The following is a 14314-nucleotide window of genomic DNA, read 5'->3' as shown; positions in this document are numbered from 1 at the left end:
AGTTTTTGTTAATTATAGTTTTCTAAGGTTTTATGGAGTGCTTCTTTGAAATTGTAAATTTCATCCAGATTGTTCAATAGGACTTTTTCCCCAGCTTCTTTACCGTTATGAAAAGTTTCCAGATATTTATTTGAGGTATTAAAGTGAAAGCGGCAAAGCGGTTTTCTGTTGTTGTCATCCAGTAAAACTCCAAAATAGGATAGAGTATCCCTGTGGGCAATTCTCTGGGAAGGAACTTTTTCTCTTAAAATAGCTTTTACAATCTGGAAGGCTTCCAACTCTTCTTCGGTGGTTACAATCTTTGAATCATTATTTTCATCGATAGACTGAGCGGTTTTCACCCCTTCTTCCTGTTTTTCAATCTGTTCATTAATGCTTAATGCAGATTTAAGCCTGAAACTGATGGATTCATTGATGGAAGTCGTTAAAGCCTTCTTGGTATATTCTTTAAAAGAAACCATTCTGTTGGCTGTCAGGTGTTTTTCAAAAAATCTACTGACCAATAATTTGACGAGTTCATCGGATGGGGTTTCAATTTCTTTCTCAAACTCTTTTCTGATCGCTTTGATGTATTTTAAAGCTTCGGCAGAATCTAATATGCTTTCAAGATTGTAATCTTTTTTGGTGAAACTTTCAAGAATTTTGATAGAACTGTCTTTTAAATCTTCAATATTGATGGTGAAAAAAGGCTTCTCATCCATAATATTAGGCTTTTCCAGGTCGGTATAGAAATTATAGACGATTCCATTGGTCAACACGCCAAACCGTGTTTTTGAAACATGATAATACCGGTGAAGCTGAGAATTGTGTGCATCAGCATTTTCTTTCCAGTGCTTACATTCTATAATAAAAATAGGTTCATCATTATGTTTGATTACATAATCTACTTTCTCTCCCTTTTTCGTTCCGATGTCGCAAATATGTTCCGGAAGAACTTCTGTCGGATTAAAGATATCGTACCCTAAAATCTGTATAAAAGGCATTACAAAAGCATTTTTTGTCGCTTCTTCCGTACTGATCTGGTCTTTCAGGCCGACTACTTTCTGGTGTAACTGTTCAAGTTTAATTTTGAGATCCATAGTATTGTTTTTAAAGGGTTTCGTCAACGATTTCAGCAGTAGACGCATTTTTTTTCACAGATGAAATCCCGATTTCCATTGAAGATTTGGAACTGTAATATTGACTTTTACCAATGATTTCTCCGTTTCTTGCTTTTAGTACAAAGTAGTCTTTATCGTTTTTCGCAACTCTTCTGTCGTATCTTGAATCTTCCTGGGAATTGACCCTCACAGATTCAATACCTTTTATACAAGATGCTTTTTGAACGTAGCCTTCGCTTGTTAAAATGATTTCGCCATTTCCGGCTTTTAGATTAAACTGATACTCGCTGTTGACTCTTTTTGTGATGACAAATTTTTCCATAACAATTACTTAGCTAGTGTGACATTCGTTTGAACATGTTTTACATCCATTTGATTGGGAGTACGTTTTCTTTGATTCTTTTACAGCATCCTTACAAGAAGAATATTCTCCCAAATATTTTCTATTCGCAGGGTCCGGTAGATATTTGCAGTTTTCATGATGTACTTCATGATCTCCGTTGCTTTGTGCTCTTTTGTTTACGTAATACTTTTTCATATTATTTATTTTAAATGTTTAACACTCCAAAAGTAGAACGATTAGAAAACCAATCCTTACGGTTAACCGTAAAAGAAAAAACCTTTCAAATTTTTGAAAGGTTTTATACAATATTTAAAAACAAGATTAAATAATTCCCAGATCTTTGCAGAAAGCTATTAATTGTTCATTGCTTGTAACTCCAAGTGCTTCTTTTAAACTGTTTAATTTTTTTTCCACACTACTCAGGCTATTGGGTGTGATATTATTATTCTGCAGATAAGTCGGAATATTTTTTTGCTGAACCCCTTGAGAAAGAAGAGAAACAAGTGTTATGTCATATTTTGTAAACTCATAACTGTTGAGTTTTTTAACTTCTTGTTTAAGGTCAAGAGACAGATAGTTTTCATTAACGTAAACGGATGCGATTGCTTTTTTCAGTTCTTTAGAGTCGTTTCTGGCTTTGCAGACGTATCCGTTAATCCTGAATTCGGTAAAAAGCAAATCAATAATTCCTGATTTACGTTCTCCGGAAAAGACAATGATTTTTAATAAAGGCTGTAACTTTCTGACTTCGTCAATCAGTTCTTTTCCATCTTTAATATTCTGAAGATGATGATCTTCTTCATAAGAAAGATCCGTAATCATCAAGTCGTAAGGATCGTTTTCCCGAATAGATTTTTTAATTTTTGCTAAAGCATCATCACAGTAATATACATAATCAACATTCGGAATATTGAGTTCTTCTAATGTTTTCTGGACAGATAAACTACCCATTTCATGGTCTTCGGCTATTAAAATTTTTTTGAACATTTTTTAGTTTTTTAGTAAACAGGAAATGAAATGTCGATTTTCAATCCTTTTTCGGTTTCGGTGTCAAAAATAATTTGTCCTTTCAAAATTTCTATACGGGAAACCGCATTTGATAATCCATTTTTATACATTACTGCTCCGGACACTCCAATTCCATTGTCTTTATAGTGGATGGTGATCTCATTGTTAATTCTTTCAAAGCGAAACGAAACAACAGATGCTTTGCTGTGTTTTTTCATGTTGACAAGCAGCTCACGAATGATTTGATAGATTTCTTCCTGTTTAGGCTGGCTTACATTTTCCCAGATATTTTTTTCGTTTCCAGCGATATAGGTTTTTACTGTATCGTTATTAAAAGAGCCAATACTGTTTGAAATCTTTTCGCTAAAATCCTGTTCATCTTTAGCATCTTCCTTTTCGTAGGAAATGTCTCTGGATTTCTCGTACACAAATTCCAGCTCATCTAAAGCTTTTTCTTTATCAAAATTTTCCTGATTTTCTATTTTTGTCATGACCTGGTAAATGCCGTTGGCAACCACGTCGTGAACTTTTTTGGAGAGTTTGAGCTGGGTGTTTTTAATTTCGAGCTCTTTTTCTTGTTTGAGTCTTTTTTGTCTTTTCCAATACCATATGATAATTATAATGATTGCTATAATTAGAGCTGCAACAAGAATATTCTTAATTAACAATTGGTTTCGCCCCTCTGCAATATCAGTTTTCATTTTCTCAACATCAAACCTGATAAGAGCAAATTGATTCTTTGCTTTGTTTCTTGCTGTTTGAATGCTATCATTAACACTATTAAATTTTTGAAAGTTATTTAAATAATTAACAGGATCTAAATAAATAATTCTTAACAAAGCTTCTTTTTTATCATCTGGGCTTTTAATATTTGATGCCGTTTGTAACATCTTTTTTGCAAAAAAAAGAGCTTTTATTTTATCTTTTTCTGCAAAGTAGTCAGATAATGTGGCATAACTAGCATTTTTCCCCCAATTGTCCTGTTGTGTTTCTCTAATTACCAATGCTTTATATAGTTCTGGCAGTGGGTTGTAATTTTTATCATCTAGGTATTTTGCTTTGGCAAAATTATTTAAAGCTCTGGAATAATTAATACTGTCTTTTGCCAGTATTGCATTTTGAAGATATTTTTTGGCCAGTTTTATATTTTTCTGGCTTATTAATACATCTGAAATATTATTATAACATAAATATTCATCCTCTTTATTATCAACGTACCTTAATGCTTTTTTAAACAGTTCAAAAGCTTTTTCATATTCCTTAAGAGAATTAGATGCCATAGCCATATTATTATAATTTGTAGCTAAAGTGCTTCTTGTAATGCTGTCTTTTTCATTTTTAAGCAGGCTATTTGCCTCCAATGAAGATTCAATACTTCCATAGAAATCGCCAGAAGTAGTTTGGAGCATTGCCATATTTACTAAGGATTTGGCGGCTCCTAATGAATCGTTGTTGGCTGTGTAATCACTTTTTGCCAAATTATAATAATAGAATGCCGAATCAGGTTTATTCGCTATACGGAATTGTTTTGCTTTCTCATAATTAGGATTTTTATGACTACTTTCTCTGTTGCTTTCCCTTCTGCAGGAAAATAAGATTATGAGTAAGACTAGAGAGAAGAATGTTTTCATGAATAGTTTTTCCTGCAAAATAAGAAAAAGAGCAGATTTATACAATCCGCTCTTTTACTGAATATTAAGGGTTATTTGATGGAGGAGGTGGGAGTTGTCCCGTATTTCCTCCAATTGGGCCTCCGTCTCCCGGATCTAAACCTTCTCCCGGATCTGTCAGTTGAACTATTGTCTGTCCCTGATTACTATTATTATCTGATGTAGTATTTGCTGTGTTATTTGAAAATGCTAATCCCAGTAGCATCAATATTAATTCTAACATTGGTTTAAAAATTTAAAATTTGGCACTGGTGTTCTTCCTCACGAAACAGATCGTAAGCAGTGTTACACGGGTAAAAATTTCGAAGCGCTTCTTAAATTTTTGGGAAGTAAACCTTCAAAAACGGAGGAGAAACATCCGCTTCCCAACCCGGAGTTTTCCTCCGTTTTATCTGGTGAATTTTGAAATCAGTTTTGTACATTTGTTTTTGTAATGTTTTGTTTCTCACTGATTTCTATGGCAAATTAACGACGAAAGAAGAGGCAAGGGTTAGAATGTTTTTGGAAAGTTTTTGGAAAGTTTTTATCAGTGGGGATATACGGGAAACCGTATTTATTTTGACTTGAAACTTCTTAATTTTCATCATAATAACCATGAGTATGTCAAAATTTTTATCTGAAAAAAAGAAATTGTTAGAAGATGTTTACGAAAAAGCTTCAAATGAAGCTACAGAAACATCATTTAATGGAATTCTTCTACATCTTGAACAAATTTTAAAAGATGATTTTGAACCACTGAGTTACAAATCTTTTGAAAATTATTATAAGGCAATAGTTGAACAAGGTGAAGACTATAACATAAAAAGAGCGGTTTTAGATAATCTAAGCCGATATATAGGATATGATACATTTAAAGATTACTGTTCTGAGTGGAGAACGGTGGAATATAGTATTCAACAAGCAATTTCTAAAATTGTGATCACTATCATTAATAAGCCAATTCTCGCAATGCCCGAGTTTATGAAACAAAATGGCTTCGGTATAATGGAGATTGCACTGCTTTTATGTCTTGTCACTGGTAATATTGTATTCTCCAACAATAAGAAACTTAAGAATAACTCTTTATTTCCACTAGGGTTAATATCAAATGTAGAATCTGGTATTGACAAAAAATATATGTACTGGGATGGGGAAAGATATGTTGCGACGGATAGTAGTTATATTAAGCCCGGACTTGATGTTGTAGCCATGAATAAACATCAATTTCAGCATTTTAAAAAGATTATGAGAAAAGATACTCTTACTAACCAGAATGCTCTTGGCAGGACGTGGTATTCAAAGTATTACAATGAAGTTGAGTTTTTTACAGACGATGGAATAGATCCGGATAACGGAAGAGAATTACGAAAATCAACATCTCTTATTATTTATAAATATGCCGGCAAACAAAAAGATTCTATAGAAGCAGAAGAGTAATTTTTCACAAAAAAAAGCGAACATCAAAAAGATATTCGCTTTATATTTTTTACGCTTCATTCAGCATTCCCAATTCCCCAAAATGTTTTTTAAATTTCTGGATCTTCGGGCCTACTACGGCACTACAGTAAGGTTGGTTAGGGTTCACGTTATAATACCCCTGATGATACTGTTCTGCAGGCCAGAACTTCTCGAACTGCGTTATTTCCGTTACGTATTTTCCAGGCCATTTACCTGATTCTTCGGATTTTTTAAGGGCTTCCTCAGCTTTAGCTTTTTCTGCTTCATCCTTATAATAAATAACGGAACGGTATTGTGTTCCGATATCATTGCCCTGTCTGTTTAGCTGGGTAGGATCATGAAGGAAGAAAAATACATCCATCAGCTGTGCATAAGAAATGATTTTAGGGTCGAAAGTAATCTGTACCACTTCAGCGTGTCCCGTTTCTCCTGTACACACTTCCTCATAGGTTGGATTGTCTTTGTGGCCTCCTGAATATCCGGAGATAGCAGATTGCACGCCTTTAAGCATATTGAAACAGCTTTCCACACACCAGAGGCATCCACCGCCGAAAGTGATCTGTTCTAAATTATTATTATCCATTATTTTTAATTATTTATTAGCCGTTTTCTTCTCTCTGCATTGGCAGAAAATGAGTAAAAAACCAATCAAAAATAAGAAAAACTTTTTCATTTCGGATGATAAACAGAATGATTTAAAACAGAATTGATTGTATGTTTTAATGATTAATGAGACGATAAATTGAAAGATATGGCACAAAATAATTCTGTGAGATCTGTGAAAAAATCAATTGAGTATGTTGTTTAAAAACAAAAAGCATCCCCAAAAGGATGCTTTTATTATTTTAATGCTGTTTCAGTTATTTTTCCCAAACTAAAGCACTTGCTCCAAGAATGGCAGCATCTGCTTCATCAAGTTCACTGAAAACCAGTTTCACTTTATTTCTGAAGATCGGAAGAAGATTTCTTTCCATATGAAGTTTTGCAGGCTTCAAAATAAAATCACCGGCCTTGATCACGCCGCCGAATAAAAGAATGGCTTCCGGTGAAGAAAACATGACGAAATTCGCCAAAGCTTCACCCAGTTTCTGTCCCGTATATCTGAAAACCTCAATAGAAATCGGGTCACCTTTTATGGCGCATTCATGTACCGTTTTTGAGTTAATGGATTCTTCAGGATATTGGCTCAGCATAGATTCAGGAAATTCAGCCCTCATTTTTTTTGCGGTGATCGCAATTCCTGTGGCTGATGCATAAGCTTCCAGGCTTCCTTCAGATCCTGTGCTCCAGTGCTTTCTTCCGCCAGGTTTTACAATGGTATGGCCAAGTTCTCCTGCAAAGCCGTCGTGCCCGTAAATCAGACTTCCATTGGAAATGATTCCACTGCCTACACCGGTTCCCAGAGTGATCATAATGAAATCCTTCATACCACGGGCTGCTCCGAAAAGCATTTCCCCAAGGGCAGCTGCATTAGCATCATTGGTAATGGTGCATGGCAGGCTGAATTTGGCTTTCATCAGCTCACTGAAAGGGATCAGTCCTTTCCAGGGTAAGTTGGGAGCCTGTTCGATGGTTCCTTTATAATAGTTGGCATTAGGAGCGCCTACTCCAATTCCGTCAAAGTTTTTCTCTGTCCCGTATTTTTCGATCAGGGGCTGAACCTGCTCATACAAAGCTTCGATAAAGTCTTCCACTTTTTCGTACTCATCAGTTCTCAGACTTCCTTTTTCCAGAACTTCACCGCGATGGTTTACTACTCCGAACTTTGTATTCGTTCCGCCGATATCAATTCCTAGAGCAACTTGTTTTGATAAATCTATTAATGACATTTCCTGTTTATAAATTCTAAAGGGTTAAAATTATAAAAAAGATTGTATTAATGAATTATTAACAAACTTTTATTTAAAAAACTTTTATGCAGCTTTTACCGGTTTCTTTTTTCTTCTGCCCCACCAGATCATAAATCCGGTTACAGGTAAGGATGCACACAAGAGGCTGACAATAAATGCAATGATCTTTGTAGGAAGCCCTAGAATTGCTCCTACATGAATGTCATAGTTGGCCGCTACTGCTTTTTCGCCGAAGTTTTTGTCCTTGGGATCGTGGGTGTGGAGCAGTTCGCCGGAGTTTTCATCAAAAATAAGGCTGCTGCTTTTGTGATAAGAATAAGAAAGGTGTTTTACAAACACTTCAAAATTAGGATGCTCATGATCATCCATATGTTCATGGCCAAGGTCAATAGCAAAACCGAAAGCATCAGGGTATTTCTGCTGTACAGTATGAATGACTTTGTCCAGTGTTCCTTCAGTCCGTAGTTCTATCGGAGCCTTGGTTTTAATGTAGGAAAAATCCGGATATTTTGTTTCTCCCCCGGAGAATATCACGTATATCATAGCCTGTACAAAGAAAAAAGCATAAAAAAGTCCTGTAATTGCGAAGATGAGAGCAAAGATGGAGGAATAAAAGCCAAGCACATTGTGAAGGTCATAATTCTTTCTTTTCCAGCTTTTGATGTTTTTCCATTTAAAAGAAAAACGTTGCTTTCTTGCTGCTTTATTTTTAGGCCACCAGAGAACAATTCCGGTAATAAGCATAATGATAAAAATGATAACAGGGATTCCCACTACATAGGTTCCCCAGTCCTGCTTCAGTAAAAAGCTCCAGTGGATCATTTTTACAATATTGAAGAATCCGTTCTTTTCATCATATGTTCTGAGGACTTTTCCCGTATAAGGATTTACATAAGCCGCTTTATAGATCGGAAATTCATCAAAATAATTCCAGGTATCCGTATTATGCTCATACCAATAAAATATGTACGACATTTTTTTATCGATAGGGACATTTACCCAATGGATAGGATACTTTTCTTTTACCTGTTCGGCAACAGCTTTTTCTATTATTCTGATGGGGAGAGCCTGCTTTTGTGCTATATTCTGTTCATTGTGGTAGATGACGTCCTTTCTGGTGAGATTTTCTATTTCGTCTTTGAAAACATAAAGCGCTCCTGTAATGGAAATGATAAAAATCAAAAAGCCAATTCCCAGACCTAGCCACAGGTGCAGTTTGGCTGACCATTTTTTGAAAAAGCCCGGTTTTTTCTTATGATGATGTTTTTTTCTCATATCGCAGTTCAAAGTATCACAAAGATAAATTTTATCTTTTTATTTAGTTTAATTAAAATTTATATTCAAGCATCAGAGTGCCTCTTCTCCCCAGTGAATTCACGAATTCGCTATCACGAGCAGACCACCATGCTATGGCAGGCTGATACATTTTGTTGAACAGGTTTTCAATACCCAACGAAACTCTCCAGTTTGTATTGATTTCGTAGCTTGATTTAAAATTAAAAACAGTGTATTCCGGAACATAACCTTCTCCGTATACAAATAATCCGGTTTTTGCATTTGGCTGAAATCTGTCCTGCTCAAAGGCGTGCAGCATGTCAAAACCAATTGATAGAGTTTGTATAGGTCTTGCCTGAACATAAGCAAGTATCTTAGGCGCAGAAATCCGGCTGTTATTGATTTTTGCAGAATAATCCCCATCGTCTTTAATAGAGGTAATCCCTTCCATCCAGCTGTAGCTTCCTCCGAAATTGATCCATTTTGCAGGGGTAAAGTGAAGGAACCCTTCTACACCGTAAACAATTTCCGGCGACCTCTGTATGGTTAATGCCCGGTCTGCACTCTGTACAAATGAAGCCCCCAGTTTTGAAGTGCTTACATAAGACGTAATTTCGTAGTTGACCCATTTTGAAATCTGTCCTGTAGCACCGAATTCATAATTGTTGACAATGATAGGTTTGGTTTCAAGATTTTGAATGGTTCCCTGGGTGGATGTTCTCAGAATTCTTCCCAGCTCATTGATAGAGTAGGACTGTGAAAAGCTTCCGAACAGGTTAACGAACGGTTCAATATTGTAACGTACTCCTAAATTAGCCACTAATGCATTATATTTTAGTTTTCCACCGGTCACAAAAATGCTTGTTGTAAAAGTTCCGTCACTTTTAATAGAGGAAAGGGTATTAAAATCTCCTACTTTAACGTTCATGTTTTCATAGCGAAGGCCTCCTTTAATGGTTAATTTTTTTAATAAATCGATTTTAACCAACACAAAAGGGGCCAAGTTGGTCATATTCATATCCGGTGTCCAGTAACGCCCATCTTCAAGCTTCTGAACGGTCTGGTCATTAAGGATATCCATTCCGTACATGACTTCAGCCTGCGAATTTTGAGCGTTCCAAAGCTTTGTATCAAAGTTGAATCTGGCGCCATATTTTTTGGAAATGACATTGGACTGCCCTCCTCCGAAGAAGGTGTCACTGTATCCGTATACTGTCTTGAAATCCTGCATATAAGCATTGAAATTCAATGAAGTAGTTCCCCCAAAAAGATTCTGGTTATCATAATTGATCCTGAAATTGTGGTTTTTTGGTGTTCCCTGAGGTGTCGTTTCGAGGTTTTTTCCTACACCTTCGCCAATGGTTGGTTTAAAGCCGTATTTTCCGGTTACGAGCCCTAAGTTAAGATCCGATCTGGAGGAATATCCAATGTAAGAAGCTTCAATTCTCTGGTCATTATTGATGTTATAACCAACTTTAAGCATTCCGTTATAGTTATCCATTTTTGCTGGGCTGTAGGTTGGAGTAAGGTTCACTCCGTCGGCATCTTTCATATAGCCGGTTCTTTCATAGGCAAGAGAGAAAACATAATCAAATTTATTCACTTTTCCGGATAGCAGCTGGCTGGCTCTTACTCCTAAGGTTCCTCCATAGGTCTGGCCTGTAAAACCAACCTGGGTAAGTCCGGAAATTTTTTTATCAGATTTACTTCTTCTGGTGATATAGTTGATGATTCCGCCGTCTGCACCGTTTCCGTAGATAGAAGAGGCTCCTTTGATCACTTCAATTCTTTCAATAACAGAAGGATCGATGCTTCTGATGTCTCTTGCCCCGTTTCTTAAAGGGGTAGATTGTGGAATTCCGTCAATAAGAACAAGAACCTGACGACCTCTTAAAGTCTGGCCTGTGTTGGAGGTCTGCCCGGAGTTGGTCCCTAAGCTGGGAACCGTATACTGAAGAATGCTGGTGATATCAGAATTGACGGTAAGCTGAGACTGGATCTGCTTTTCTGCAACAATCGTTACTGAGCTTGGTATTTCTTTAATACTTTCTTTTTTTCTGGAAGCAGTCATCACAACTTCATCCACATTGTTGGTCTGCAGGCTGTCCTTAACCTGTGCAAAAACTGTTGCCGACCCTAAGCATGCGGCTGATAAAAGCGCTTTTTTCATTATATTTTCTTTCCTTGTTTCTTTTGTTTTCCCCACCATACTAAAAAGCCGGTAACGGGGAGTGATGTGCAGATGAGGCCCGTAATGAACCATAAAATTTTCCCGAACAGCCCAAAATAGGATCCTGTGTGGATATCATAGTTGGCATTGGCATATTTTTCTGCATTGCTCAGTTTCTGATGAGGTTTATCTGCAAGAAGTTTCCCTGAATATTTGTCAAAGACCAATGTATTTCTCTCACTGTAGCGTCCTTCCTGTCCATATATGGTAACCGGTATGTTCTTTAATTCTTTTCCCTTTTTGTTTTTTCCGTTCAGTGGAATTCTGAAACTGGAAGAGGTGGGATAAAGCTTTCTGGTTTCCTGAGCGGTAAGATCAAAAACGGATGTGTTTTTGATCATCAGGGAGTCCGGAGATTTGATTTCCTTTTCTTTTGGCAGATCCAAAGAGCCCGAAAGTGTAAGATTGAAGGTGTTTTTGACGTACGGATAGGCAAAGTAAATTCCTGTAATACTCATCAGCAGGGCCAAGAATGAAGCATAAAAACCTAATACATTATGAAGGTCGTAATTTTTACGTTTCCAGGTCTTCACATTTTCCCAGCTGAACCAGAATCGTCCTTTTCTTGCTTTTTTGTTCTTTGGCCACCATAAAATAATTCCCGTGATCAGCATGAAGATAAACAGGACTGTAGGAATTCCTACTACATATTTTCCCCAATCTGATTTTAAAAGTAAACTCCAGTGAATGGCTTTTAAAATAGGAAAGAGGTCATATTTTTCATTATAAATTCCTGTAATTTCTCCTGTATACTGATTAACATATACCAGTTTATTGATAAGAACTTCATCAAAATAATTCCAGGCTTTTTTGTTTTTTTCGTAATAAAGAAATTCATAAGATTTGTTTTTATCTAATTGAATTTCAATAGAGCTGACAGGGTATTTTTCATTCATTTCCAAAGAAACCTTTTCTTTAAGAACTTGAATGGAAAGGGGATTTTGGTTGATGGTTTCAGCTTTTACATAAATGGCATCTTTTCTGAGAACGTTTTGAATCTCATCTTTGAAAACATACATTGTACCTGTTAAAGCAACAATGAAAACAATGATACCAATGGATAAACCAAACCACAAATGCAGTTTGGCAGACCATTTCTTTGTAAAAGAAACTTTCTTTTTATGGTGGTGCTTTTTCTTCATAGAAAAAAGTTAACCTCCGTAAAGGCTAACTTTTAATTATTTAAAATTTATATCCGATTGATAACCTCCAGTTACGTGGAGCATTGTAGATCCATGCGTATGAGCCATCATCTGATCTATACCCGCTGTAAAGCTTTCTGTTCAAAACGTTGTTCAGCAATAGATTGACATCGAATTTTTTTGCTACATAAGAAATCCCGAAGTTGGTGTCAAAATAATCTTCAAGGCTTTGATCATACTTTGCTGTTGTTCCAAACCAGGACTGTCTCCCTCCCTGATATTGATAACCTGCTGAAATACCGAATCCTTTTAAATTGCCATGTTCAAATCTGTAGCTTAACCAGGTATTCTGTACATTTTTGGCATTTCCGGGAGACTGCTGACCTATTTTTGCAGCATCACTGTCTTTAATTGTTTTTGCATCTGTATAGGCATAATTAATAACAACATTTAATCCCTTGATAATTTCTCCTTTAATGTCAGCTTCGAAACCTCTTGCTCTCTGTTCGCCTGTAGCTACTGAAAGACCACTGCCTGGACGGGCGGGATCAGATGTAAATATATTTTGTCTTCTTATATCATATACAGCAAATGTTGAATTCCATTTCCCGCCAAACCAGTCTTTTTTAATACCGATTTCAAGGTTTTGGCCTCTGAAAGGCGTGGTAAGAGGGACACCTTTAGGGTTTGTTTCTGAATATTGAATAGCCGACTGTGGTACGAAAGTCTTGTCAAAAACTCCATATGCAGAGAAATCATCACTGAAAGAGTAACTTAATCCTACTCTTGGTGTAAATTCACCAGCTGTATCTTTAGGAACTATATTTCCTTCCGAGTAGTAAGGATACCCTGCGAAAGTGGTTCCGCTTGTGTATCTTCCTGCTAATGTAAGACGAAGTTTATTATTGAACATTTCTATCTGATCCTGTGCATAATATGAGGTATATTTTACGCCCTGGTCATTGTAGAAAGGAGCTGCGGAGTTTAAAGTATAAAAACTATCTGGCGGTAATGTAGAAGGATCTACACCATATTGAGGGTTTTGAATATTAATTGGATAAATTGCAGTCTCAACTCCATTTACAATTTTTGAATACCCTGAAAAATCTGCGTTATATTTTCTGTTCCCATAATCAAATCCAGCAATAATTTTGTGAACGATATTTCCTGTATTCAGAGTCCCTCTTAAATAAGTCTGGAATATGTGGTTTTTTCCGGCAGCCTGCCAGTTGCTTAAAGTCCTGTTAAATATGTTTTTATCAGCAGGGTCAAAAGTTCCCCACCATGAGCCACCGTCATAATTCATATCCATGTAGGCATACTGTGTACTCCAAACCCAGTCTTTGAATAATTTCTGATCCAGGCTTAAGAATAAACTCTGATCTTTCACTTCTGTTTTTTTGAAGTTCGGATCATTAAAATTGGTATGAACATTCAACGAAGCATAGCCGTCATTAGACATTAAATATGCTCCCGGCTGGTTGAATTTCAGATATTGATAATTATACTGAGCCGTGAATGTTGTTGTTTTTGTAGGTCTGAATGTAATAGACGGAGCGATGATTATTTTACTTGTTTTATCATTTTCTGACCATGATTTGTTAGAGCTTCCCATTAAGTTTAAACGGTAATCCAAAACACCATCCTTCACAATAACACCGTCAAGATCAGCTTCACCTCTGAAAAGGTTGTAGCTTCCCGTTGTGAATCTTACGCTGTTGGCAAATTTTCCGGTAGGTTTTTTTGTGACTACATTGTAAAACCCGGCAGGGTCACCCATAGATCCCATGAAACCAGCAGGGCCTTTTACGAATTCTATTCTGTCGATGATAGAGGCGTCCGGATTAATAGGTCCCCATGTTGAAGAAACATTCATTCCGTTCATGTAAGTTGCGATACTTGCTCCCCGCATGAAAACGTTTGAGTAAACATTGTCCCAGTGTTCTACTTTTCTGGCACCACTTACGTTACGGACAATTCCTTCGGACATGTTTAAAGTGATCTGGTCGGCCAGAACCTGCCCACTTATAGACTGTACGTTCTGTGGCAGCTCTATAAGAGGAGTCTGTAGCCTTAATGATCCGGAGACTTCGTTAAGTTTATATTTTTGATAATATCTTCCGTTGACAACAACCTCTTCGATATCATTAGATTTAATAGTGTCTTTTTCCTGAGAAAAAACCAGGATAGAACCTAACAATGAGGCACAGATCAGTACATTTTTCATGAATAAGTCTAATTTTCTGCAAATATATTGTT

13 protein-coding genes are annotated in these 14314 nt (G+C 36.4%); 1 reads left to right on the top strand and 12 read right to left on the bottom strand.

What is annotated here, in order from left to right; translation table 11 throughout:
• Positions 1-8: 8 nt before the first annotated feature.
• The 6 genes from DRF61_RS02630 to DRF61_RS02605 form a co-directional block, all read right to left on the bottom strand.
• Complete coding sequence (locus DRF61_RS02630) at positions 9-1079, bottom strand: type I restriction endonuclease (RefSeq protein WP_111953785.1); 1071 nt, start codon at positions 1077-1079, stop codon at positions 9-11.
• A gap of 10 nt (positions 1080-1089) precedes the next feature.
• A complete protein-coding gene (locus tag DRF61_RS02625; RefSeq protein WP_111953783.1) occupies positions 1090-1422 on the bottom strand; it encodes a YegP family protein in 333 nt (110 codons plus the stop codon).
• A 9-nt stretch (positions 1423-1431) separates the two neighbouring features.
• Positions 1432-1638 carry a hypothetical protein gene (locus DRF61_RS02620; RefSeq protein ID WP_111953781.1) on the bottom strand — a complete coding sequence of 69 codons (207 nt, stop codon included), beginning with the start codon at positions 1636-1638 and terminating at the stop codon, positions 1432-1434.
• A 126-nt stretch (positions 1639-1764) separates the two neighbouring features.
• Positions 1765-2430 (bottom strand): response regulator, encoded by a 666-nt coding sequence (locus tag DRF61_RS02615; protein ID WP_111953779.1) that lies wholly within the window; start codon positions 2428-2430, stop codon positions 1765-1767.
• An 11-nt stretch (positions 2431-2441) separates the two neighbouring features.
• Entirely contained in the window at positions 2442-4082 is a 1641-nt protein-coding gene (locus tag DRF61_RS02610) for a tetratricopeptide repeat-containing sensor histidine kinase (RefSeq protein ID WP_111953777.1), read from the bottom strand.
• Between the two features lie 64 nt (positions 4083-4146).
• Entirely contained in the window at positions 4147-4344 is a 198-nt protein-coding gene (locus tag DRF61_RS02605; RefSeq protein ID WP_146897031.1) for a hypothetical protein, read from the bottom strand.
• Between the two features lie 377 nt (positions 4345-4721).
• Here DRF61_RS02605 and DRF61_RS02600 point away from each other — a divergent pair, with 377 nt between their 5' ends.
• Entirely contained in the window at positions 4722-5537 is an 816-nt protein-coding gene (locus DRF61_RS02600) for a hypothetical protein (protein ID WP_146897028.1), read from the top strand.
• A gap of 49 nt (positions 5538-5586) precedes the next feature.
• On the opposite strand, the gene msrA is transcribed toward DRF61_RS02600, so the two are convergent.
• The 6 genes from msrA to DRF61_RS02570 form a co-directional block, all read right to left on the bottom strand.
• Positions 5587-6141 (bottom strand): peptide-methionine (S)-S-oxide reductase MsrA, encoded by a 555-nt coding sequence (msrA, locus tag DRF61_RS02595; RefSeq protein WP_111953771.1) that lies wholly within the window; start codon positions 6139-6141, stop codon positions 5587-5589.
• 277 nt (positions 6142-6418) lie between these two features.
• Positions 6419-7387, bottom strand: coding sequence for an ROK family protein (locus DRF61_RS02590; protein WP_111953769.1), 969 nt, complete (start codon positions 7385-7387; stop codon positions 6419-6421).
• Between the two features lie 84 nt (positions 7388-7471).
• Positions 7472-8683: a PepSY-associated TM helix domain-containing protein gene (locus DRF61_RS02585; RefSeq protein WP_111953767.1), complete on the bottom strand. Its 1212-nt coding sequence runs from the start codon at positions 8681-8683 to the stop codon at positions 7472-7474.
• A 52-nt stretch (positions 8684-8735) separates the two neighbouring features.
• A complete protein-coding gene (locus DRF61_RS02580) occupies positions 8736-10853 on the bottom strand; it encodes a TonB-dependent receptor (protein ID WP_111954386.1) in 2118 nt (705 codons plus the stop codon).
• Positions 10853-12055: a PepSY-associated TM helix domain-containing protein gene (locus tag DRF61_RS02575; RefSeq protein WP_111953765.1), complete on the bottom strand. Its 1203-nt coding sequence runs from the start codon at positions 12053-12055 to the stop codon at positions 10853-10855. Before DRF61_RS02575 ends, DRF61_RS02580 begins: the two co-directional genes overlap by 1 nt.
• 40 nt (positions 12056-12095) lie before the next feature.
• Complete coding sequence (locus DRF61_RS02570; RefSeq protein WP_111953763.1) at positions 12096-14282, bottom strand: TonB-dependent siderophore receptor; 2187 nt, start codon at positions 14280-14282, stop codon at positions 12096-12098.
• Positions 14283-14314: the final 32 nt, after the last annotated feature.

It is taken from the genome of Chryseobacterium lathyri (genome assembly GCF_003290185.1).
Classification (GTDB): Bacteria; Bacteroidota; Bacteroidia; order Flavobacteriales; family Weeksellaceae; genus Chryseobacterium; species Chryseobacterium lathyri.
Note: the sequence above shows the minus strand (reverse complement) of the source record. Positions and strands in the feature narration are given on the sequence as shown.